This window comes from Spirosoma terrae, from assembly GCF_010435915.1.
Classification (GTDB): domain Bacteria; phylum Bacteroidota; class Bacteroidia; order Cytophagales; family Spirosomataceae; genus Spirosoma; species Spirosoma terrae.
In genome coordinates, this window is sequence record NZ_JAAFZH010000011.1 from 225,951 (window position 1) to 249,553 (window position 23,603).

The 23,603-nt window shown below is 44.4% G+C and carries 18 protein-coding genes and 1 pseudogene; all 19 read left to right on the forward strand.

The genetic code is table 11. The features are described 5' to 3' along the window. The first annotated feature begins 161 nt into the window (after positions 1–161). Positions 162–797 (forward strand): RNA polymerase sigma factor, encoded by a 636-nt coding sequence (locus tag GK108_RS21765; protein ID WP_163953058.1) that lies wholly within the window; start codon positions 162–164, stop codon positions 795–797. 60 nt (positions 798–857) lie between these two features. Further along, positions 858–1,853, forward strand: coding sequence for a FecR domain-containing protein (locus GK108_RS21770; RefSeq protein WP_163953060.1), 996 nt, complete (start codon positions 858–860; stop codon positions 1,851–1,853). Between the two features lie 16 nt (positions 1,854–1,869). Beyond that, complete coding sequence (locus tag GK108_RS21775; RefSeq protein ID WP_246225060.1) at positions 1,870–5,382, forward strand: SusC/RagA family TonB-linked outer membrane protein; 3,513 nt, start codon at positions 1,870–1,872, stop codon at positions 5,380–5,382. 34 nt (positions 5,383–5,416) lie between these two features. Further along, positions 5,417–6,958, forward strand: coding sequence for a RagB/SusD family nutrient uptake outer membrane protein (locus tag GK108_RS21780; protein ID WP_163953063.1), 1,542 nt, complete (start codon positions 5,417–5,419; stop codon positions 6,956–6,958). A 267-nt stretch (positions 6,959–7,225) separates the two neighbouring features. Next, a complete protein-coding gene (locus tag GK108_RS21785) occupies positions 7,226–10,606 on the forward strand; it encodes a VCBS repeat-containing protein (protein WP_246225061.1) in 3,381 nt (1,126 codons plus the stop codon). Positions 10,607–10,719: 113 nt separating this feature from the next. After that, positions 10,720–12,066 carry a transposase gene (locus tag GK108_RS21790; RefSeq protein WP_163953068.1) on the forward strand — a complete coding sequence of 449 codons (1,347 nt, stop codon included), beginning with the start codon at positions 10,720–10,722 and terminating at the stop codon, positions 12,064–12,066. 549 nt (positions 12,067–12,615) lie between these two features. After that, positions 12,616–13,029: a hypothetical protein gene (locus GK108_RS21795; RefSeq protein WP_163953070.1), complete on the forward strand. Its 414-nt coding sequence runs from the start codon at positions 12,616–12,618 to the stop codon at positions 13,027–13,029. A 196-nt stretch (positions 13,030–13,225) separates the two neighbouring features. Beyond that, a complete protein-coding gene (locus GK108_RS21800) occupies positions 13,226–13,795 on the forward strand; it encodes an RNA polymerase sigma factor (RefSeq protein ID WP_163953072.1) in 570 nt (189 codons plus the stop codon). Next, positions 13,796–14,509 carry a hypothetical protein gene (locus tag GK108_RS21805; RefSeq protein ID WP_163953074.1) on the forward strand — a complete coding sequence of 238 codons (714 nt, stop codon included), beginning with the start codon at positions 13,796–13,798 and terminating at the stop codon, positions 14,507–14,509. Between the two features lie 92 nt (positions 14,510–14,601). After that, complete coding sequence (locus GK108_RS21810; protein ID WP_163953076.1) at positions 14,602–15,213, forward strand: FHA domain-containing protein; 612 nt, start codon at positions 14,602–14,604, stop codon at positions 15,211–15,213. A 30-nt stretch (positions 15,214–15,243) separates the two neighbouring features. Next, entirely contained in the window at positions 15,244–15,852 is a 609-nt protein-coding gene (locus GK108_RS21815) for a hypothetical protein (protein WP_163953078.1), read from the forward strand. A 28-nt stretch (positions 15,853–15,880) separates the two neighbouring features. Then, on the forward strand, positions 15,881–16,606 hold the full coding sequence (locus GK108_RS21820; RefSeq protein ID WP_163953080.1) for a hypothetical protein: 726 nt from the start codon (positions 15,881–15,883) through the stop codon (positions 16,604–16,606). A 15-nt stretch (positions 16,607–16,621) separates the two neighbouring features. Further along, on the forward strand, positions 16,622–17,230 hold the full coding sequence (locus GK108_RS21825) for an FHA domain-containing protein (protein WP_163953083.1): 609 nt from the start codon (positions 16,622–16,624) through the stop codon (positions 17,228–17,230). Between the two features lie 47 nt (positions 17,231–17,277). Beyond that, positions 17,278–18,516 carry a PP2C family protein-serine/threonine phosphatase gene (locus tag GK108_RS21830; protein ID WP_163953085.1) on the forward strand — a complete coding sequence of 413 codons (1,239 nt, stop codon included), beginning with the start codon at positions 17,278–17,280 and terminating at the stop codon, positions 18,514–18,516. A 38-nt stretch (positions 18,517–18,554) separates the two neighbouring features. After that, positions 18,555–19,343 carry a caspase family protein gene (locus GK108_RS21835; RefSeq protein ID WP_163953088.1) on the forward strand — a complete coding sequence of 263 codons (789 nt, stop codon included), beginning with the start codon at positions 18,555–18,557 and terminating at the stop codon, positions 19,341–19,343. Positions 19,344–19,373: 30 nt separating this feature from the next. Further along, entirely contained in the window at positions 19,374–19,949 is a 576-nt protein-coding gene (locus tag GK108_RS21840; RefSeq protein WP_163953090.1) for a DUF4339 domain-containing protein, read from the forward strand. Between the two features lie 20 nt (positions 19,950–19,969). Beyond that, positions 19,970–21,472, forward strand: a complete 1,503-nt coding sequence (locus GK108_RS21845; protein ID WP_163953093.1) for a serine/threonine-protein kinase — start codon at positions 19,970–19,972, stop codon at positions 21,470–21,472. A 35-nt stretch (positions 21,473–21,507) separates the two neighbouring features. Then, entirely contained in the window at positions 21,508–22,929 is a 1,422-nt protein-coding gene (locus GK108_RS21850) for a serine/threonine protein kinase (RefSeq protein WP_163953095.1), read from the forward strand. Between the two features lie 303 nt (positions 22,930–23,232). Then, positions 23,233–23,603: pseudogene (locus GK108_RS31170) on the forward strand (hypothetical protein); the annotation flags it as partial.

Here is a 23,603-nt window from a genome sequence, read left to right on the forward strand (position 1 = left end):
AAAAATAGGAAGTATTTGGGCTTTACTAGTATCTTTCCTATAAAGATACTAAACTATATACTTAATAGATCGTATTGAAGCCCCGCTTATAGAAGCAACGAGTGGTAGTGGCGTAACTCAACAGTCAGTATATCGTTTTTGCAATCCCTTCTTTAGTCTTTATGCCTATTCGGAACCTTTCTGGAAAGCAAAACCTGGAATCAGATGCATCGTTGGCGGTACGTCTGAAAATGGGTGATGAGCAGGCTTTCGAGGAAATCTACTTCCGGTATTACAAACATTTATATGCAATAGGTTATAAATTCCTGAAAAATCCTGATTTGGCTGAAGATGCCGTACAGGACATTTTTCTGAAGCTATGGGATCATCGGCACACGCTCAATGAAGCCTATGCCATCAAAAATTTTTTGTCGATTTCCATGAAAAACCACGTAATGAATCTCATACGTGACAATCATGCAGCCATCTGGGAATATCTGTCTCTCGAAACCGAGCAAGTCGGTGGTGAGGATTCTCCGACCAATACGTATCAATATCAGGAATACAATATCATTCTGGAAAATGGCCTGAAACAACTTCCTCCCCAACGCGAGGCCATTTTTCGATTACGGGTTTTTTCGGGCTTAACGAACGAAGAAATCGCTCTCCATCTATCGATTTCGATAAACACCGTAAAATGCCAGTTTTCGCAGGCTACCAAGTCCATCAAAGACTATCTGGGTAAGCATGCCGAATTGGATCAGCTATCGCTTACGAAAATATCCATCGGATTTTTATTTTTTTTCTTGAATCAGTAATACTTCTGGTCGCGCTCTGTGTATCTATTAAAGAGCGTCTTGACCTATTACTGATTATACATGAATACAGAGCATCTTCAGAGGTATTTGCGGAATGAATGCTCACCGGAAGAAGCCCGGATCATCCTGGAGTTTCTGGCGACCGAAGAAGGCCAGCGGCAGCTACAGGCTTTACTGACAAAAGAGTTGCCGACTCTTGAGGCCCTTCCGTTGGATGTTTACGAGCGTCAGCATGCCCAGCGGCTCTTCGAGCGAATTAAGGCCAATAAAAAAGCAGGACCCAAGCTTGCCTGGTCCGAAAAGAGTGAGCGTCGGCTCGGTTCGACCTGGCGATGGCTGGTGGCTGCCAGTGTTGCTTTTGTGTTGTTAGCAACCGGTTTCTGGTGGCTTTACCAGCGGAATCTTACGCCGGAGTTAATCACGCTTACAACGGATTATGGTCAGATACGGCGTGTGACTTTGCCGGACCAGTCAATTGTGACGATGAATGGTAATTCGTCGATTCAGTATGCCAAAGCCTGGCCATCCGACAAGCCCCGGCAAATTTGGGTGAAAGGAGAGGCTTTTCTGGAAGTTGTGCATACCCAAAACCATCAGCCTTTTCAGGTAAAACTTCCCGGACAAATGAAGGTGGAGGTGTTAGGCACTCGCTTCAACGTTTACACACGGGCATCGGCTACGAAAGTTGTTTTGAATGAAGGTCGCATTCAGTTGTGTATGGCCAATAATGCCAAAAATCGACTGGAGATGAAGCCCGGAGAAATGTTTTTTGCCGACAGCCAGGCTAAAGTATTCTACAAAAAACCAGTTGATGCCCAGGTTCATTCTTCCTGGCGGACGAACAAGCTTATTTTTAGTGGTACTACGCTGGCCGAAATTGCTACGCTACTGCACGATACGTATGGCCTGCAGGTAGACATTAAAGACACCACGTTACGGGCACAGAAATTCTCCGGTACCATTCCCAGTCGAAATGCCGCCACTATTCTAAAAGGATTATCTACCCTTTTTGATTTAAAAATTACACAACATAATAACCACGTCCAAATAGAATAAACCCGAGTCCTATCTTATGAAACGACTACTATTTTTAGTAAACATGCTGCTGGTCAGCACCATACCGACCCAGGCTCAGCTGTTGGCGTCGAATGTGGGGCACTCTGTTCAGCAAACAAAAGCCCAGACGGTGCTGACGCTGAAAGCTGCTTTGGCGGAGTTAGAAAAACAATACCATGTCTCCTTTATTTACCGGACTAACCAGATCGATACCCGGGTGTTGCTGCCTGCTCATCGGGCCGGCTCTGTTGAAGATGCGCTGTCTTCTATTCTGACCGACACTGGCTTGTCGTTTGAGAAAGTGCAGACTAACTTTTATGTGATTGTGCCGAGTAAAGAGTCGGGGAAGTCAAATTCGCGGAAAATCAACCAGATTAAAACGAAGGGTTTTAACGAAGGTGAACCGGAAGCATCGGGAAGTACGCCAGCAATCAACATTGCCCGACTAGAGCGGATTGGCTTTACACTTCTTTCGGCAGAGCGCCCGCTGGCCGATATTCGCGGAAAAGTGTCCGATGCCAATGGGCAGGGAATTCCCGGCGTTAGCGTGGTTATCAAAGGAACGTCGCGCGGAACAACCACCAATGGCGACGGCGATTACACACTTAGTGCGCCTGCTGATGCTGTTCTGGTTTTTAGCTTCGTAGGCTACGTATCGCGGGAGGTGCCGGTCAGCAATCAAACGCTGTTGAACGTAACGCTACAACCAGACGAACGGGCTCTGGAAGAAGTAGTCGTGGTTGGTTATGGAACCCAGAAACGAGCTTCCGTAACAGGAGCTGTTTCGTCGGTAACGCCTAAAGATTTGACCGCTATACCCGTTATAAGTGCTGAGTCGGCGTTACAGGGACGGGTTCCGGGCGTTCGGGTTGTGAATAATGGTAGCCCAGGGCAGTCGCCTATCGTGCGGATTCGGGGGATAGGCTCCATCAACTTTGCATCGGGGCCGCTCTACGTAATCGATGGTATTCCATCGGGCGATCTGAACAACCTCGATCCTAAAGATATTGAGTCGCTGGAGGTATTGAAAGATGCCAGCTCGGCGGCTATTTATGGGTCCAGAGCGTCGAATGGTGTTGTCATTATCACTACCAAACGTGGATCGAAAGACGGACAACTTCATGTGAATGTCGATAGCTACGTTGGTACGCAGAGTGTCTGGAAAAAGCTGGACTTGCTCAATACAGATCAGTACGTTCAATATGCTAAAGCCCTGAATGGCAATGCCGGTATTGCGCTGCCCGATCGGTTGAACAATCTGAATACGCCAATCTATACGGGAGCTACGCAGACCTTTGCGCAGACGAACACCAACTGGCAGGATGTTATGTTCCGGACCGCACCCATTCAGCAGCACCAGATTTCGATATCGGGAGGAAACCAGAAATCACGGTTTTTTGCGTCTGCCGGTTATTTTGATCAGGAAGGCGTGCTGATCGGTACCAATTACAAACGCGGAAACGTTCGTCTGAACTCGGATCACCAGATTACCAAAGCCATCTCGTTCGGGCAAACGCTGATGATTTCGTATGACAAAACCCGTGGCGAACAGGGCTTTGGCGGTGGCCGTACGGCCGTCATGCAGACCATTCGGAATTTACCATACTGGCCCGTTACCGATCCAACCAAAGTAGGCGGGTATAGCTCTCCAACGGCAGCTGATGGTTCAGATCCCGACAACCCGGTTCGGATTGCGCTCATGGATCAAAGCTATTCGCAGCGGGTAAAAATTCTGGGGTCGCTATACACAGAAATTAAATTCACCGACTTTCTGAAGTACCGTTTCAGCTTTGGGGCCGATATTGTGTCGAGCCGCAACAACGATATTTTTCCGATTTATAACGATGGCTATAAGGGACGCACCCAGCAGCAATTGAACGATAGCCGGACGATGTACTACTCGCCGATTCTGACGAACCAGCTGACCTTCGAAAAGAGCTTTGGCAAACATCTGATCAACGTAACGGCAGTGGCTGAAAAACAAACGTTTCGGAGCAGCAACCTGAGTTCGACAGGCTACCGGCCTAACAACGATATTGATGTATTACAGGGCGTATCGAACCCCGGAACAACCAGTGACTTACAGGAAAGCAGCCTGATTTCGTACGTGGGTCGGGTTAATTACGACTACAATGGACGATATCTGCTGAGCGCGTCGGTGCGTCGGGATGGTTCCTCGCGCTTTGCGCCCGGCAACAAGTGGGGTACGTTCCCATCGGCTTCGGTGGGCTGGCGTATCAGCGAAGAGTCGTTTATGAAGTCGGTTCCTGCCGTTTCTGAGCTGAAACTGCGGGCCAGCTATGGCGAAACCGGTTTTAACGGTATTGGTAATTACGCCTGGCAGACCTTAGTGCAGGCCGATAACACCAACTATATTTTTGGCGCGACCAGAACGCTGGGCTCGTATTTCGATGCGCTGGGTAATACCGAACTGAAGTGGGAAACCACCAAAATGTCGAACGTAGGGGTTGATGTGGGCTTGTTCAGCAATAAGTTTACGTTCACCGCTGAAGTCTACAATCGACTAACCGACGGTCTTCTGCTGAACGTACCGATTCCGAACTCAATTGGGTATGCATCGGCACCGTTGGCTAACATCGGCAGCATGAAAAACTGGGGTTATGAGTTCCAGGCGGGTTATAACCAGAGCCAGGGCGATTTCCGCTGGAACGTATCGGGAAATATCGATATTACCCGCAACCGTATCGTAAGCCTGGCTACGCCTAGCGCTACCATCTATTCTGGTTTGAATCAGGATTTTGGTGGTTATGACATAACGAAGACCGAAGCGGGCCAGCCTATCCAGTCGTTTTATGGATACGTAGTGGACGGCATTTTCTCGTCGGTTGATCAGGTCTATAGTTCACCCCGTCAGAACCGGCCCGATACGCGCGAAGCGCACGATCCAACCAAGAATACGTCGGCTGGTGATATCAAGTTCAAGGACCTGAACGGCGATGGCATCATCGACGCCAATGACCGGACTTATCTGGGTAGCTTTATTCCCAAGTTCAGCTACGGGCTCAATTTCGGAGCTAACTATAAAAACTTCGATCTGACCGTTTATCTGCAGGGCGTCCAGGGAAACAAAATTTATAATGGCACAAAAGTGATTGAGCAAGGTATGTTACGTCTGTTTAACGCAGGCACCGACGTATTGAACGCCTGGACACCAACCAACACGAATACGGATGTTCCCCGCGCTGTTAACGGCGACCCAAATAACAACAGCCGTACCTCCGATCGGTTTATCGAAAGTGGTTCCTACATGCGGGTGAAGAATTTCAGTATTGGGTATACGGTTCCGGCCGACGTATTGAATCGGATTTCAAAAAATACGCTCAGCAAACTCCGCATTTATGTCTCGGCTACCAACTTGCTGACCTTCACAAAATACACGGGTCTGGACCCTGAAATTGGGGTCAACGGAAATTCGGGAGATACCAGTAAACTCCTGACGAATGGTATTGATTATGGTCAGTATCCACAACCCCGCACGTTTCTGGTCGGCCTGAACTTTGGATTTTGATACTATCCCCGAACCCTATTAATTGATTAAGGAAATGCAACGAAAATTTTTAGTAACTGGCATACTGTTTCTTGGCCTGATTTCGGGCTGTAAGGAAGAGGTATTGGAAAAAAGCAATCCGAACGGTGTTACGGTCGATAACTACTATAAAAATGGTGTTGAACTGACCAGCGCTGTTACGGCCATATACGCATCGGCCAAATCGAACGCGCTGACATCGCGCGAGTGGTTTTTTCTGCACGATCTACGTAGCGACGACGTAGCGTCGGGGGGAGGGCAGCTCGAAACGCCCCGTAACCAATTGCTACTAGGTAGCCACGATGCCGGTAATGCCGTCATGAGTAGCGTCTGGACCGGCTACTACCGGCTTATTCACCGGGCTAACTCGGTGCTGGATTTGTCGGCTAACGTGAGCGATCTGGCTGCCGAAACCAAAAGCAGACTGCTGGCCGAAGCACGATTCCTCCGGGCCTGGGCTTATTTTGATCTGGTAACCATGTGGGGTGGCGTTCCGTTGTATAAAACCTACGTAACGTCGGTCGATGGTGCTTTGCCACGCGCTGCCGAGAAGGAAGTGTATGACTTTATTGTGGCTGATCTGAAAGCCGCTCAGGATGCGCTTCCCTTAAGTTATGATACGGGCAATCTGGGCCGTGCTACCAAAGGAGCCGCTCAAATGTTGCTGGCTCGGGTGTATTTACAGCAGGCCGATTACGCCAATGCGAAAACCGAGCTGCAAAAAGTGATTTCGTCGGGTGTGTACAGCCTGGTTGATAATTTCGGCGATAACTTCATTGAGGAAACGGAATTCAATAAAGAGTCAATCTGGGAAATCAACTTTTACCCATCGGGCGGCAATTACAACTGGGATGGCAACGGGAATGGCGCAACGGCGGGTACCGAAACTGTGCGGACCCAAGAGTATTCGGCTATCGGCTGGCGTAACGTAATTCCATCGAACAGCCTGCTGAACGAATTCGAAAGAACGCAGAAAGGCGATGCGAAGAATGACCCCCGCTATGCCAAGTCGTTCTATACCACCGGCGACAAATACAACAACGATCTGAATACGTTGACGGATGCTGCCCAGAACGGAAACTCATCGGTTGTCGGCGGAACAACCATGAAAGTAAGCTGGCGGAAGTTTTCACTGATGTATAAAACGGATCAGTCATTTCTGACGGGCGGTATTAACCAACGGATTATGCGCTACGCCGAAACGCTGCTGGCCATGGCCGAATGCGAAAATGAACTCGGTAATTCGGCAGCCGCCGTTACGTATCTAAACCAGGTTCGAGCTCGTAAAGGCGTCGAAATGCCTGCCTATCCAACCGCCAGATACCCAGTTAGTACAAAAGATCAGGTTTTTGCGGCCATCGTTCACGAACGGCGTGTTGAGCTGAGCGGAGAGCAGGTGCGCAATCGGGATATTGTACGCTGGCGGAAAGCCGGAAAGCTTACGACTGAGCCGTTTAGCTACTTCCAGAAGGGTAAACATGAGTTGCTCCCAATTCCGCAGACGGAGATTGATAACAACGCAAAAGTTGATCAGAAAGATCAGAATCCTGGCTACTAAGCTGGTTCTGGTTAGTGGTTTATGGTTTTTGGTTTGTGGTTTATAGTTTATAGTTTATAGATGACTATCCTTAAACCAGAAACCACGAACCATAAACTATAAACCAGAAACTATAAACCCACCCCCTATTACCTTCCCTGTAAAGCGGAGGCTAGCATTAGTTCTGGCTAGTCTTCGCTTTTATGGTTGAAAAGTTATTCTTGGCGGAATATGAAGTCCTATCGTTCGTTTTGGTGCCAGGCTCTTATTAGCGTATGTCTGTTCAGTATGGCTTGCCAGAGGGCTTCGCCAGGCCGTTTCGAACTGATTCCTACGAGTGAGTCCGGCGTTACGTTTGCGAATACGCTGACTCCCAACGATCAGCTCAATGCCTTTACGTTTACGAATTTCTATAATGGTGGGGGCGTTGGCGTTGGCGATGTCGATAACGATGGCAAACCCGACCTGTTTCTGGGCGGCAATCAGGTGAGTTGCCGGTTGTATCTGAACCGCATCGATACGGTCTCTCATACCTGGAAATTTGACGATATTACCGACGTAGCAGGCATATCGACCAACCGTTGGTGTACGGGTATATCGATGGTCGATCTGAATGGCGATGGCTGGCTGGATGTGTACGTCAGTGTGGCCAGGCATTCCGGAATCCCTAAATCGAACAACCTGTTATTCATCAATCAGGGGCTAAAGAATGGCGTGCCGTTTTTCAAAGAAATGGCGGCTGATTATGGCCTTGCTGATGAGAGTTACACCACACAAACCGCTTTTTTTGATTACGATCGCGATGGCGATCTGGACGCTTATCTGCTCAATACCGGGCCTGATCTGCAAAACCCCAATACGCTCCGACGAACGTTTGATGATGGGTCGCATCCCAGTACCGGAAAATTGTATGAAAACATCGGTAGCACCGAAGGGCATCCTGTTTTCAAAGACGTATCGAAACAGGCCGGCATTCGGTATGAAGGGCTAGGCCTTGGGCTGGCCATCAGTGATCTCAATAAAGATGGTTACCCGGACATCTACTGTTCGAATGATTTTATCAGCAGCGATATTCTGTACATAAATAAGGGGAAGCAAAAGGCGTTCGCCAATGTGATTCGGGATGCAACGGCCCACACCAGTCTGTACGGTATGGGGGTCGATATTGCCGATTTTAACAACGATGGCCTGCCCGATATTTTCCAGCTCGATATGTTGCCGGAAGAAAACGCCCGGCAAAAAATGATGCTGGCTGGTCAGGATTATGATCGCAAGGAATTAAGTATTGCCGAGCCTTATTTGTACCAGATGCAGTACATGCGTAATTCGCTGCAACTCAATCTGGGCCGGGTAAAGAACGTAGCGCTTAAGACTGCCGATGTGCCTGAGATTCCCCATTTTTCGGAGATTGGATTGCTGGCTGGCGTAGCAAAAACCGACTGGAGCTGGTCGGCCCTTTTTGGCGATTATGACAACGATGGTCGTAAAGACCTGTTCATCACGAACGGCTATCGGCGCGACGTAACGGATCGCGATTTTATTCAGTTTACGGAAGAATTTTCGGGCTTCGGCACAACTGAGTTTCAGAAAGACAAGCGGGAGGAACTGATGAAAAAGGTCCCGGAAGTACGAGTGCCCAACTACGCTTATCGCAATACGGCTGACTTAACGTTCAGTGACGTATCGAACGAATGGGGGCTTGCTTCTATGGACTATTGCAGTGGTGCTTCCTATGCCGATCTGGACAACGACGGCGATCTCGATCTGGTTGTCAATGCCGTCGATTCTGAAGCGCTCGTCTATCGGAACACGACCCAGCAAACAGCGCCAAAGCATTACCTGTCAGTTCAGCTCGATGGCGAAGCTGGAAATAGGCAGGGCATCGGTACGAAAGTGACCATCTGGACCGGCAAGGAGATGCAACACAGCGAACTATTTGTCGTTCGTGGTTATCAGTCGTCGGTAGAACCTGCGCTTCATTTTGGCGTTGGTGAATCAACCCTCATCGATTCGCTACGTATCGAATGGCCAGACGGAAAAATAAGTACGCAATATCGGCTGCCGGTCGATCGACGTATTACGGTTCGGGCCACCAGCGCTGTTGACGGCCAAGCGCCAGCGTCAGTTTCCAGCCAGCCCTTGTTTGAGGCTGTATCTGTACCAATAACGCCAGCGTTTGCGCACAAGACCCCCAATTTTGTCGATTTCAAACAGACAGCGGCCCTGCATAAGATGGTATCGCGCGGTGGTATGGCTCTGGCGTCAGGCGATATAAACGGCGATGGGCTGGAAGACTGTTTTATCGGTGGAACGTATCCAGGCAGCAAAGCCTGTTTTCTGGTAAGAACACCCCAGGGAGGATTTAAGCAGGTTCCGTTATCGATACACGGGGAGCACGACGATACGGCGGCCCTGCTTTTCGACGCCGACGGTGATAAGGATCTGGATTTATACGTCGTTTGTGGAGGAGCGCAACGCGATGCGTCGGATAAAGCGTTCTATCAGGATCAATTGTACCTCAACGACGGGCGCGGTACGTTCAGTCTGGCCGCAGCCAATGCGTTACCCGACCTGTCGGGAAGTGGCTCCTGCATTACGGCTACCGACTTCGATCAGGACGGCGATCTCGACTTATTTGTGGGCGGGCGACTTATTCCGGGCAAATACCCATTGCCAGCCCGTAGTTATCTGCTTCGAAACGACACGGCGAACGGAGTCGCCAGATTCACCGACGTAACGGCACAGGTATTTCCCTGGCTACAGGAGGCAGGGCTTGTTTGCAGTGCCATCTGGACCGACATAAACAAAGATAAATGCCCCGATTTGATTGTGGCGGGTGAGTGGATGCCGATTGGCGTGGCACAGGGTTCCTGGACAACGAACCGGGGTGTGAAAACCTATAAGCTAACCCGTTTAGCAGACCCATTTGGCAAAGACGTAGCAGCCGTAGGGTGGTGGAATAGTCTGGCGCAGGGCGATTTTGATAACGATGGCGATCTGGACTACATAGCCGGTAACGAAGGACTCAATACGTTATACCGGGCATCGACGCAGGAACCTGTGTCATTGGTTGCCAAAGATTTTAACAACGACGGTACGTTCGACCCGATCATGGGTTATTTTATAAAAGGCATTAGCTACCCGGCTATTCCTCGGGATGCGCTCAATCAGCAGATTATTCAGTTTCGGCGTAAGTATCAGTATTACGCTGATTACGCCAGCGTCAGGTTCGCGGATTTATTTTCGTCCGATGAACTAGCCGGAGCGTATCAGGCAAAAGCGACTAATCTGCAAAGTGCCTATATCGAAAATCTGGGAAACAGTCAGTTTAAACTAACTCCGCTGCCGCTGCTGGCCCAGCAATCGCCTGTTTTTGGAATTGTTCCCTTCGACTATAACCAGGACGGCAAACTGGACATCGTATTGACCGGTAATTTTTACGAAAACGAAGTAAATATGGGTCGGCAGGATGCGTCGGTAGGGTTATTATTACTAGGAGATGGGCACGGCCATTTTCGAGTGGTGCCCAACCGGGAAAGTGGCCTTATGATTCCGGGTAATGCCAGAACTACCGTACTGTTAACTAACCAAAAGGCCAGTGATTTGCTGGTAACGGCTATCAACGGCCAGGGCGTACAATTCACAAAGCTTACGAAGTTGGGGCCTTAAGCAACCAAACTAAACATGAGTCATCCCGAATTTTGTCGGGGAATCTAAAAAAGAACCTCCTTTCTTAGTTTTGAGCATCACCACAACGCTAAAACCAGAAGGGAGGTCTTTTTATGTCCAAGACATGTCAGCAAAAAAAGAATATTTGCAGCCCAAAATCAACTAGTACCGCCTTTTTAGAGGCCAAGGCCCAGCACTATCTCCGCCCCCTGGAGGCCAAACTTCTGGGGCAGATTGATAAACGGCTAGTGGCCACCTTCTCAACCCTGTTCCGAAGTATCCTGCTATTCCGTAACACCAAGATGGGACTCTTGCTGAGTGAATTAGGTGGATACATCGCTGGGCATGCCCATGCGCCAGCGGGAACCAAACGTCTCAGCAACCTCTTACGATCCAACAAGTGGTCGGCTTCCTTGGTGGATGCGTTCTTCTTTGCCTTGGCAAAACAGCGCATTAACCAGCTACGAACTCTGGGCAAACGACCGATGCTGCTATGGGATGAGAGTCGGCTGGAGAAGCCCGAGAGTTGGTTTGTGGAAGGCCTGTGCTCGGTCGAAAGCAGCAAGGGCAAGCGACTCACCAAGATTAAGAAAGGCTTTTTCAAGCCCCCTTCAGCGCGCATCTGCGTACCGGGCTTTCAATGGACAGGCGTACTCTTGTCGGCCTTGGGTAAGGTGCCCAGTGTGGTGCAGATGAGTTGGTGGACCACCCGAGGTAAGTACAAGGAGGTGGGTACCAACATTATGTACCGGATGCTCAAGGCATTACAGACTTCGTTGGCTGAGTCGGTGTTGCATGTCTTGGACCGGGGGTACGCCACTAGCTGGACGATTGAGTGGATGCTGCACTTTCAGCAAGATTTTCTGGTGCGCTGGAAAAAGAACCAGTTACTGACGCATGCTGAGAAAGGCAGTAAACAGACCCATCTGCTGGCGCGTAGCTGCCCAGCCCAGGGCCATAAATTGCTGCGCGACAAGGAGCGCAAGCTCACCAAGCATGTGAGTGTGGGGTGGACGGCAGTGGTCCATGCGGAGTTTGCTCACACGACGCTGTATCTGCTGGTGGTTCGGGACAAGAAACACCAGCAACCTCCGATGTATCTGCTGACGTCGGTCGCCATTGATTCGATTAAAGAGGCTTGGCAACTGGTGCACAGCTATATGCATCGGTGGCAGATTGAGCAGGCATTCCGAGCTGGCAAAGCCGAATTAGGTATGGAGTCACCCCGGTTGTGGTTCTGGCAGAGTCGACTCAAGTTATTAGCCGTGGTGGCCTTAGTGTATGATTTTCTGCTGTCCTTGTTGCGGAACTGGCCGGGTTGGGTACCGCTGTTCTTGAAGCGGTGGGTGCCTCGAACAGGCAATCGGCACCGCAACACTTCGGTGCCGATCTATCGACTTCGTTTAGCCATCGCCAATGCATTGATGGTCGCTTTTGCCATCACTCAAAATTCGGGATGACTCATGTTGCTCCCGAAGCTGGGAGAGATTCTTGGCTTTAAAGTGCTTATAATCAGGCGATTTTGTAATATAAATGGGGTAAGGACACTAGGATTCAAAAATTGGCTTTAAGTATATGATTGCAAGTAAATATAGATTGTTATTATTCCGATTTACCCCCAACTATACCCTCAATTTACAGTTGGCAAAAACATTAGATAAGCACCCTAAGTCAGGCATATTGCCGTTTGGCCTACAATCGTATAATCGAGCAGAGAGTCATTTCGCTATTCCAATTAATTGATTATTAGTTGATTAACTATTTAGTAGCTCCAGTTTCGGTCCCCCAAGTTGGTCCCCAACTCACGTTAAAAACGGGTGTGTCTAGAGTTATAGATTACACAATAATAATAGGCTCTCAAGAGCTTTCTTGAGTAATGAATTAAAGATTGTTGTTCCATACCCGGTTAAAATTACAGTTACCAAAAAAACTCAAAATTCCTGATTACCTTTTAAAAGCTCCTTAGATACATCAATGAAATTAATCACTGTATCTAAACACAAACTTTCATGAAGACCAAACGCTTCACCTCATTTTTCCACCTTGTAGGCTTTTGTGTGCTTGTTTTTTTTGTGAGCCAGTCTTGTAGTGACAACACAAATACAGGTAGTCAGTTACCAGGGATATATTCATCAGCCAACGATAACAGTACCTGCGGATCGTACTGCCGTAAAAGTCTTGTTCTGTTAAATAGCAATGTGCCTTCAATGATTAAGTTGGCCGAGCGGATGGATCAAGGATATGACCCTAGCGCTCTTGAATTTTTGTCGGCACTTAGTTTTGCATATCAAGTTTCAGAATATGAGGACAAAATTAAAAATGAGTGCCCCGAGACCTTTGCTGTTTATGAGCAAGACCGCAATGGTATGCTGGCTATTCACGGGTTAAATACCTTAGTTGAATACTTTAAGCAGAGTAACTAGATGTTTTTTTATCAAACGTTTCTTAATGGTAATCCTACTGTTTGAGCGTTAGTTGATGGGTTTATTTGAACTGGTCGAACTAACATATGAGTATAATTATACTCATATGTTAGTTATTTAAAAAGATTCTTATAGATTTATGTAAGATAATTACTATTTTAAGGCCAAATCCACACTTTCAGCTTATTCTCATCCAGTGAATACTGATTCTGCCGCATATTATTCTGTCGACGAAAATCTGTATCATGAAATAAAACAGGGCAACAGTGGCGCCTTGAAATTTCTATACAAGACCGTTTTCCCGTCATTCCGCAACTTTGTCATTAAGAGCAATGGTTCCGAAGAGGACGCTCAAGATTGCTTTCAAGATGCCATCAAGGATTTTTACTATAATGTTTGTACGGGAAAGCATGAGCTTGGCCGCGCCAGACCAAGCGTCACTTTGTTCAACTATGCAAAGCTCAATTTTTATAGTCTAATAAAAAGCGCTCGTAAAAGATATACCGGTCCTATAAGTGATTCACTAGAGCCTACATCTAATGACGATTTCCTAGAAAAATCTATGGCCGCAGAGCTACTATCCAATGTGGAAAAAGCATTAGAAAAGCTCTCTGACTCGTGCAAAATAACCATAATATGGTTTTACCTCGAATCCAAATCACTTCGAGAAATTGGTGATCACTTAGGCATATCTGAAGATAGTGCTAAAAATCAACGTTTTCGTTGCATTAAAAGCTTGAAGCAATTACTTAAATCAATCGTATAAATGGCTCTTACGAACGAACAAATCGAAAAGCTTGAAATGAGAGCCAAAGGTATCCTACCGGAATCTGATGCGCAAGAATTAGACCAGCAACTTGAAGAATCTTCTGAATTACAAAAAGAAGCAAATGAGCATATAGATCTCTATTTCGCCTTGAAAGCCCTTTCCCTTAAACCTGCTCTTCAAAAGATCCATGAAGACCTAGCGGCCGAAGGCGCATTTGATGGAGATCCCGGCAATAGTGAAAGTGATGTTAAAGTTGTTCCCTTAAAGCAGCCGTTACAGATCAACTGGGGTTGGCTAATTGCGGCTTCGGTTTTCCTATGTGTGTTTGGCATTGGAATACTCAATTTTAATCATCAGAGAAACGATAGATTATACGCCCGATACGCCTCTACTTTATCAGAGGCTTATACGGCTGACGCTAATACCTTAGGTGGGTTTACTCAGAAAGGGAAAGAAGTTTTCTATTACGAAAACTTCAGAAAAGGCGTAAGCTTGCTTCAACACAACCAGCCTGACAAAGCTATTCCACTTTTAAAGGCTGCATCACAAAGTTCAAATCCAAAAATTCAGGAAGATTCTGAATGGTTCCTTACGCTTGCTTACTTAAAAAATCATGACAGAAGTAGCGCCAAAAAGTATGCGACTAAAATAGCAGGTAGTACCGGGCACCGATTTAATGATAACGCAAAACACTTACAATCAGACCTTTAAACCTATTAAATCCCTCTAAAATTAAAATAGTAATGAAATAAAGTTACCTTTTTCTTTATGCCTAGATATATATCCAGATTACTCTATCATATATGGCAAAAAAATACTCGATTGGCCGAAATCCAGAAAATACTTTCAGTTATCCTGCCGAGAAAACAGTAAGTGGTATTCACGCGTACCTGACACTTATTGCACAGAACGAACTGCTCATACAAGATAATGGATCGACTAACGGCACATATGTAAACGGACAGCCCGTCTCATCCTATTCACTGTATCCTGGAGACAGGCTGCGCCTGGGAAACCTTTGGGTCGATGTAGATGATCTCTTGAAGGAAATAATGAATCGAGAGTTTACAGGAACCCGAAAGCCCACCAATAGTCTCAACCGCCCTGCCCCAGCAGATGTGTCAGACCAGTTCTTAGAATTAAAAGGTGTACTTGAAAAATATCGAAGGCATCTGGCAGAGATCGATTTGCTAAAAGAAGGCACAATTGTCGACAAGGTAATGCGCATTGCTTCATTTGGAGTTATTACAAAAACCAACAAAATCAATATTCGCGAACTCGACCAACAGTTAAAAGACTGGTTTAAAGCAACATACGTCTGTCCAAATTGTAAAATACACCTTAATGAGTTTCCCTTCGAAGCCTTACAAAAACAAAAGTTTTGTAGGAGTTGTAAAGCGATTTGGGCTAAGTGATTAGAGATAAATATATAAAATTGCTATAATATGGAATCGGTTAAAAGTCTAAAAAAGAAGCTATCGGCTACAGAAGCAGGATCATTATCAGGCGCAGCAACTGGCTTGGGCGCAGCATTAGGTGTAGAATACACGGATAAGTTGATGGATGATACTTCCAGTTCTGAGCCCAGTGAGTTATTTCCCGCCAACGATCCAGCGTTAGACACAGCTTCTGGTCTGGTTGATTCCGCTCCTAATAAGACTTCGGGTGATCAATTACATACGGCGAGTCATTCTACAGAAGCGGAAGACCCCGAAGTAATTGATGGTATTACTTATGATACAAATGGCGATGGGGTAGCCGACTCCATAATGTTTGATCTTAATGGTGATGGGGTTATCGATGCCATTGTTCTAGATCTCGATGGCGATGGGGTAGCTGAATATGCCGGAATTGATACTGATAATGACCATATTGCTGATACGCATTTGATTGATATTAATAATGATCATACATACGACTTAGCTATTCATGATAGTATTTCTGGCACTACTGATGTTAATGAAAGCTGGCAAGAAAGCAATTTTGATTCATACAATGGCGATGATATAGCTTATGATATGAACAATGATGCAGACATTTCTGACTGGGCTTAACCTAAGTCTTTAATCTAACTAAACTATTATGACCAGTAATACGAATGAGCAAGGATCTATTAACAAGGGCAGAAAAAATGCTGATAATCAGAGAAACACCGCTTGGAAAGCCGCAGCAGCAGGTGCAGCCACCGGTGCGGTTGCGGCTGCTGGGATTAAGTACAGTGATAGTATAATTGAGTTTGTCTCAGAAGAGTCGGAAGTTAACCCAGAGATTGTGCAGGATATTTCAAATAACCCACAAGTTTCTCAGGAAGACTCCCCAAACATCACTACTTCTGCCAGCTCCCTTATCAATAATAATTCGGCACCTACTTCATCACAGACTGCCACATTGAATCCAGAGACAGAATCAACCATAGCGGATACTCAAGTTGAAAGCTCAGTGTCAAGCGACGATATGATTGAGACTGCATCGGAGCAATCCCTTGAAGCTGAATATCAATCAATTGATGATGAAGATGTGATCGAGGGAATCAATATAGATTCAGATGAAATCTTAGACTCCACATATGATTCAAATTCTCAATTTGAATCATATGAAATTGACCCAGATGATACAAGTGATGAATTTTTAGGTCCTGATACCTCCGAATTGAATGAAATTGATAATGAGTTTTTAAGCCCTGAAACCGAGGATTGGAATGATGCTGATGGTGAATTTATAGGCCCTGAAACCTATGAGTTGAACGAAACTAATGATACATTTTCAGACGGAGTTGGGGATGAGTATTGTTTCGATGATAATATTTAATAATTGTATTGCATTATGGGGCATGTTAAATTGGGTGAATGTGCTCTGTGCCAGAGCGCTCTAGGCTTGGAAGATAACCATCCCAAAGTTCGTCCAGGTAATATATTGAAAATCAAATGTCCGCGCTGCAATACAGTAAATTCAATTAAAGTACCCGCTGAGCGGATTTCTAAGTCAACACAAGAGCAAAATCATCAGGCCTTCACTACCATCGAACAAGAAGTAGCTTGGATAATAGTTCATGACGAACATACCGCAGCCCAAACCTTCCCTCTAAAACTTGGGAAAAACATACTTGGGCGGTTTTCACCAGATAAACCTTGTGATGTAATGATTAAAACAAACGACGTTTTTATGAGTCGTAATCACTCATTGATTGAAGTAATGAGGCGGCCAGATAACGTTTTAATCTTTACTATATCCGATATATCCAGCACAAATGGAACATTTATCAATGCGGTTAGAAAGCTTTCAAAATTCGATAAGCTCATCCTTAAAGACGGGGATACTATTCAGCTTGGAAAAACGAAAGTTGTACTCAAAACTCGCCAATCCACTCAAAATAGCACGGACGCGACGGAAAATGTGAAACGTGAAGCGTATACCAAAACTGTGATCATTTGAAGTCACACTCCCTCTTAACTAGTAAGCCGCTCAGCGGTTCAGATTTTATGATAAAAATTGAAACCTATCCTCCACTAGCGCTCAACGAAATAGGGAAGCGTGATAATAACGAAGATTCTATTTTCCCTTCGAAGGGTGGGGCTCATGAGTATGACAGGTTATTCTTGGTTTGCGACGGTATTGGAGGGAATGCAAAAGGAGAGGAAGCAAGTAATATTGTGTGCGAAGCTTTCGATCATGTAATGGAATCTGGCCGCCAGCCGTCCAATCCTATGATTATTGCTAACGCACTATATTACGCCGAAGAACAGATTGATCTGTTTGTACAAAACAATCCTGAAGCAAAAGGCATGGGTACAACAATGACTTTGCTTCATTTACACGAAAATGGCGCGACCATCGCACATATTGGGGATAGCCGTGTATACCACATCCGAGGAAGAACAATCCGGTTTGTAACAAGTGATCACAAATGGGTAAACAAGCTGGTTCTTTCTGGTGATCTTAGTCCGGAGGAAGCTCTTATACACCCGCGAAGGAATGTGATTGATAGAGCGATTTTAGGCCGCCAAGAGCGCCCTTCGCAAGCTGACGTAATTCAGGTGACTGATATTCGGGCAGGAGACTATTTTTTTCTTTGTACTGATGGTATTCTAGAGGGGGTTGATGAAAATCAACTTGTACACATTCTGGCTTCGGATGATAGTGACACCAATAAGTTGGGTGAAATTGAAAGCCGATGCAACGAGAAGTCGATGGACAATTTCTCTGCTTACTTAGTTCGTATTAGATCGGTTAATGGAATTGCAACTCCATGGACCCCATCAGTGATACCATTGAATAATGCGGAAGAAGTAATTACAGCAATAAAAGACCACAGTGAAGCAATTAATCATCACGCTTCTGAATTTGTTGATTTGCCTATCGCCCAGACGCCTTCTCAAACCCCACCTTCAATTGTATACCCTGTTGACGAACAAGCTTTCAGCCAACTTCAAAAAAATGAAAAACAGAAGATATTTCAGGGGATCATTTTCCCCATCGTGCTGACAATATTATGCGCATTAACTACCGTAGGCGGATATTATATCTATGACCATTTTATTAAAGACAAGTTGTCGCTGGAGCAAAATCCGAGAGAAGCAAGGCCAACAGATAAGCAACCGGAAAAGCTAAAGAAAGAGAACAAAAAAAGCGAATCAAAGCAGCCAGCTAAGAAAAAAGAAGAAAAGCTATTGAACCCTAATAGCCCAAATAAAGACACAGTAAAACCGGATACTAACTAATATTAGTATAATTTGTGTAGCTGCTACACCTATACAATATGAAACTCATTCAGATATTTTGTGTCAGCGCTTTTCTGCTAGGCTTCACTAATAAATCATTTGCAACAACTTATGCGGTAGTGGTAGCCATTGCAGACTACCTTCACTTTCCCCCCAGCCAGGGAGATTTGAAATATACTGTCTCAGATGCACAGAATTTCTACAATTATCTGAGAAGCGATTTAGGCGGCAAAGTTCCTCAAAATCAAATGCGATACTTGGTGAACAATCATGCTTCAAAATCCAACATTACTGCCGCGCTACGATACCTTTTTAAATTCGCTAAACCGGAAGACAAAGTTATTTTTTACTTCTCTGGCCATGGCGACCATGGAGCTTTCATTCCTTATGATTTCGATAAATCCGAAGCCAGTACATTGTTTCATCGCGAGGTAAAGGAAATATTCAAAAATTGTCGTGCAAAGACTAAAATATGTATTGCTGACGCCTGTTATTCAGGATCTATTACGCAGAAAGATATTCCTAGAAATATAAAATCAAAACTGGAAAGTAAACCTGCTATTGATGTGGTGATATTGATGTCATCAAGGCCTAATGAAACATCTATTGAATCAGCAAAGCTACACCAAGGTCTGTTCAGTCATTTTCTTCTGGAAGGTATGAAAGGAAAAGCAGATAAGGATAACAACCGGCAGATCAGCATCGAAGAATTGTTTCAGTTTGTGCATAGTAACGTAACATCAGTCTCAACATACCACTACCGTTCACCTCAACACCCTATTGCATATGGCCACTTCTCAAGAAATTTAGTCATTACCACTTATTAGTTCAATTATAAATTTAGTAATCCGTAAAAAATGAAAAAGTATTATTTAATGAAAAATGGTGGTCAATTAGGGCCATATGCGATTGAAGAAATGTATGCTTTTCACCTTACCGCTGATACCATGGTATGGTATCAGGAATTGGGTAATTGGAAAATGGTTAAGGACGCTCCTGAGTTGCGTCATCTGCTAGTTAAGCCTGATAACTCCAAAAAATATTGGTATTTAGGAGGATTAGTCGCATTTCTATTATTGGCTGGAGCTTTCTATGCTGCGTTCAAGGAAAAAGAGGGGTCCGAAAAAGTGGCCAAAGCATTAGCTTCTGAGTTTTCATATTATGCAATGAAAACTTGTAATTCAGCTACGGGTAGTAACGCCACATTTGAAGTAAAAGATTGGGAATGTAAAGACAAACGCTATACCATAGATGTAATTTCAACTTGGGAAGGAACCCCTTATGGTGGGAATAATTGCACGCACGAGATAAGAAGCAAGCTAATGGTGAATGAGGATGGGACTGAGCGTGATTGGAAGATAATGGATATAAATGGCTGTATGGAGACCGACGCTAGTTCAGATTATAGCGTCAGAGCATTTTTAAGACGATAATTTTGCCCTTTCCTTCGTTTATGAACCTTATTAATTCTAAAATAAAAGACTATACACTTATTCGGGAACTCCATCGGGGAGCGAATACTGTAGTGTATTATGCCAAAAATCAGCTTGGAGCCGAAGCAGCTGTCAAAGTGATGGTAGGAAGCAGCGACATGGATGTTCAGAATCTACGTAAGCATTTTTTGAGGCAGGCGCAGTTATTGGTTGCATTAAAACACGATTATATTACCCACGTATACGATTTCTATGAAGATACCGAATGTGTAGCGATCATCATGGAGTACTTGAATGGTCAAAATTTACAGGCCTATATGGCCCTAAATCCTGTTACAACTTTCTCTAAGGCAACAGAATGGTACGGCCAAGTTCTTCAAGGGTTTGAAAAGGCACACAAGATGGGAATCATACACCGGGATGTAAACCCATCCTCTCTATTTCTGACTAATTCGGAAAAGTTAAAGATTTTAAATTTTGGCACTGCCAAAATAATTCAGGATGCTCTGGCCGAAAATCTGGCAGGCGGAATGAAAACTATTATACAGCCGGAAATCCCATACTACAAAAGTCCAGAGCAGATCATGCGACCAAATAGCATTGATCATCGCTCAGACATATATTCCTTAGGACTTCTTTTCTATATAATGACTACTGGAATTGAGCCTTATAGTAAAAAGGAAATACAAAATGATATTATATACAAGTCTTTGCCCAAACCAATAATCTATAGCCAGACCTTGTATGATGTGGTTTTAAAAGCAACTGCGAAACAAGTAAAAGATCGTTTTGAATCATGTACCGAATTTCTTTTGGCGTTACAAAATGCGGTATTGGGGTATGAAAAAACGAATGAAACAACTAATTCAAAAGAGAGCGTTGAGTTTTTAACAGGAAAAACCCAAATCATCAACCCGAATGATGCATTTAAAGCAAATGATAAATCCGGAATGCAAGGTCCTACTGAAATAATTACTGAACCAGTATTTAATGTTGGCTCTAAGAGTTACCAAGAAAATAAACGTCAAGATACAAGCGATTTGCGACCAGAGAGTAGCCCACCTCCTTATACAGCTTCTACAACTCAAGTTCCACCACCATTTACTACTTCAGATAGAGTCAATGACAATAACTTCGAGCTAAATATAGGAAATGAAATATATTCTGCGGCTCAAATGAAAACGGCTGCAATTATGGGAGGACCGGCTGTGTTCGCGTATTTTTTATCTGAGAACTGTAAAGTTTTTAAGGAATATGACAAAGCATCGAAGTACATGATGAATGGGGTTCTCGCTGTTATACCTTACTACGCAGTCTCAGCATTGACGGATTCTGCTCCACTGATATCTGTTTTAATCACTATTCTCAGTTGGGTCTATATGTTCAGACTTACGACTAATCAACAGCCGCAAGCTATTGAATTCATTCGTAGAGGTGGTAGATACCGACCACTAGGCAATGTATTATTAGCTTATGTGGTAAATATCGCAATTATCCTTTGGTTAGCCTGGAAGTTCAGTTGATATATTAAGTTTCATATCTATACTTCTTCTTTTTTATGTCCTATATCAATTTTAAAATAAAGGATTACACCATTGTTAGAGAAGTATCCATTAATGGTGGTCAAGGTGCGGTTTATCAAGCAACTAACAGTCTAGGAGCAGCTGTAGCTATAAAGATTCTTCATAAAAATTTTACTTCAAACGAAGCATTTAGGAAGCATTTCCATAAGGAAGCAATGATTATGGCATCTATTGGCCACGATCATATAGTACGTGCCCTGGATTATTATGAAGACGAAGATACAGTTGCGATTATTATGGAATATCTTGAGGGGCAGGATCTTCAAACCTACTTAGAACAATTAGGAACTATACGTATAGTTCCTATACCCATAGCCTTAAAATGGTATTCGCAAATTTTACCTGCATTTGCCCATGCGCATCATAAAGGCCTAGTACACAGAGACGTAAAGCCATCCAACTTCTTTTTAACAGCTTCAGGTAATATGAAAGTTTTGGATTTTGGTATCGCCAAAATCCTTGAAAATGCAGAATTGAATAGTGCTAATTCTAGTAGTAGTGTTAGTATCTTTTCATCTTCAGGTACTCCTTACTACAAAAGTAAGGAGCATATTCTTCGACCGGCTTCGGTTAATCATTTAACTGATGTGTATGCTTTAGGGCTAATGTTTTATATTTTAACAACAGGCCAGGAACCATACGACACTGAACAGATCACAGATGATATACTTAACAAGGAACTCCCCCCTGTACCTGGATACCCATCTGCTGTGATGAAAGTGTTGCTTAAAGCCACTGCAAAGGATCGTGATCATAGATATGTTGATTGTAATGTATTTCTGAGCGCTTTGCAAGAGGCAGTAATGAAACCTGCGGCAGAAAATGAAGGCAAACAAGATTTTACTGAAGAAGCCTTTAAAGATGATGATCAGAGCCTTAAATCTAATCTAGATCAACAAGATAATACAACAACCAGGTCCACTTACGCAGAAAACGAAACGAAAACACAATCAACTTCGGCTTACACGCCTCCCCCTCCCCCTCGAGTGCCATTGTACGGGGTATATTCTCCAATAGCTATTTCCATTGCAACATTTCTTGGAGGAGGTTTTAGTGCAGGTTATTTCATGTCTCAAAACTCCAAGCGTCTAGAGGGCGGTAAAAATGCAACAAGCTTACTTTTAGGGTGGATAATCGGAGTAGTAATTACTTATTTAATCATTCCGAAGAAAACTTTAGAAGGCAATTTCTTTATAATTGCTTTGCTGATTCAATTAACAGCAGCTGTTGGAGTTTATTTTATGGTGGAGTCAAGTCAGAAACAGCAGATTGAGGAGCATCTAGGAACAGGTGGAAATTATGAGCCTATTTCAGGTATGATTGGGTTGATAGCAACCTTCTTAGTTATACATTTCGCAATAGTAATCTTCGGCCTTGTTATAATGCACTATATGTAAGAAAATTATATTATACTTTTTTTTCTTATTTACTTGCACTATCATTTTAGAATAGGTAGTAAAATGAATGCTTGAACAGGCTTCTTTTTACTACCTAAATAATTCAAAGGTGACCTCGCTCCAGGGGTATATAATACTGTAGTTGGACCTAATGCGGGGAGTATCTCCCTAAATGGGACTGCCAACACATTCGTAGGTAATCGAGCAGGAGCGTCTTTAGGGGTAGGAACATCAAATACTTTTATAGGAAATGAAGCAGGAGCAACCAGCAGTTCAGGCTCTTACAATACATTTTTAGGCAGTATGTCAGGTGTTGCCAATACCTCTGGGGTGTTTAACACGTTCGTTGGGTTCAGTTCTGGCTATTGGAATTCATCTGGGCAATACAATACTTACTTAGGATATCTAGCGGGTTTAAATAGTAAGACCGCAAACTATAATACGTTTTTGGGAAACAGTGCAGGAATGTTTAACACTACAGGGTCAAATAATACCTTTGTTGGTAATTTTTCGGGCAATAATACTACAGAAGGCCGTTTTAACACTTTTTTGGGTAATACTGCTGGTCATAGTAATCTGACTGGTTCTTACAATACGTTTTTAGGGAACGATGCTGGATATTATAATTTGACCGGGTACTCTAACGTAGCGGTTGGGACGTCTGCTGGTATATT

Coding starts and splice junctions, on each gene's coding strand:
- GK108_RS21765 (WP_163953058.1), top strand. CDS start 162: ATGCCTATTCGGAACCTTTCTGGAAAGCAAAACCTGGAATCAGATGCA.
- GK108_RS21770 (WP_163953060.1), top strand. CDS start 858: ATGAATACAGAGCATCTTCAGAGGTATTTGCGGAATGAATGCTCACCG.
- GK108_RS21775 (WP_246225060.1), top strand. CDS start 1,870: ATGAAACGACTACTATTTTTAGTAAACATGCTGCTGGTCAGCACCATA.
- GK108_RS21780 (WP_163953063.1), top strand. CDS start 5,417: ATGCAACGAAAATTTTTAGTAACTGGCATACTGTTTCTTGGCCTGATT.
- GK108_RS21785 (WP_246225061.1), top strand. CDS start 7,226: ATGGCTTGCCAGAGGGCTTCGCCAGGCCGTTTCGAACTGATTCCTACG.
- GK108_RS21790 (WP_163953068.1), top strand. CDS start 10,720: ATGTCCAAGACATGTCAGCAAAAAAAGAATATTTGCAGCCCAAAATCA.
- GK108_RS21795 (WP_163953070.1), top strand. CDS start 12,616: ATGAAGACCAAACGCTTCACCTCATTTTTCCACCTTGTAGGCTTTTGT.
- GK108_RS21805 (WP_163953074.1), top strand. CDS start 13,796: ATGGCTCTTACGAACGAACAAATCGAAAAGCTTGAAATGAGAGCCAAA.
- GK108_RS21810 (WP_163953076.1), top strand. CDS start 14,602: ATGGCAAAAAAATACTCGATTGGCCGAAATCCAGAAAATACTTTCAGT.
- GK108_RS21815 (WP_163953078.1), top strand. CDS start 15,244: ATGGAATCGGTTAAAAGTCTAAAAAAGAAGCTATCGGCTACAGAAGCA.
- GK108_RS21820 (WP_163953080.1), top strand. CDS start 15,881: ATGACCAGTAATACGAATGAGCAAGGATCTATTAACAAGGGCAGAAAA.
- GK108_RS21825 (WP_163953083.1), top strand. CDS start 16,622: ATGGGGCATGTTAAATTGGGTGAATGTGCTCTGTGCCAGAGCGCTCTA.
- GK108_RS21830 (WP_163953085.1), top strand. CDS start 17,278: ATGATAAAAATTGAAACCTATCCTCCACTAGCGCTCAACGAAATAGGG.
- GK108_RS21835 (WP_163953088.1), top strand. CDS start 18,555: ATGAAACTCATTCAGATATTTTGTGTCAGCGCTTTTCTGCTAGGCTTC.
- GK108_RS21840 (WP_163953090.1), top strand. CDS start 19,374: ATGAAAAAGTATTATTTAATGAAAAATGGTGGTCAATTAGGGCCATAT.
- GK108_RS21845 (WP_163953093.1), top strand. CDS start 19,970: ATGAACCTTATTAATTCTAAAATAAAAGACTATACACTTATTCGGGAA.
- GK108_RS21850 (WP_163953095.1), top strand. CDS start 21,508: ATGTCCTATATCAATTTTAAAATAAAGGATTACACCATTGTTAGAGAA.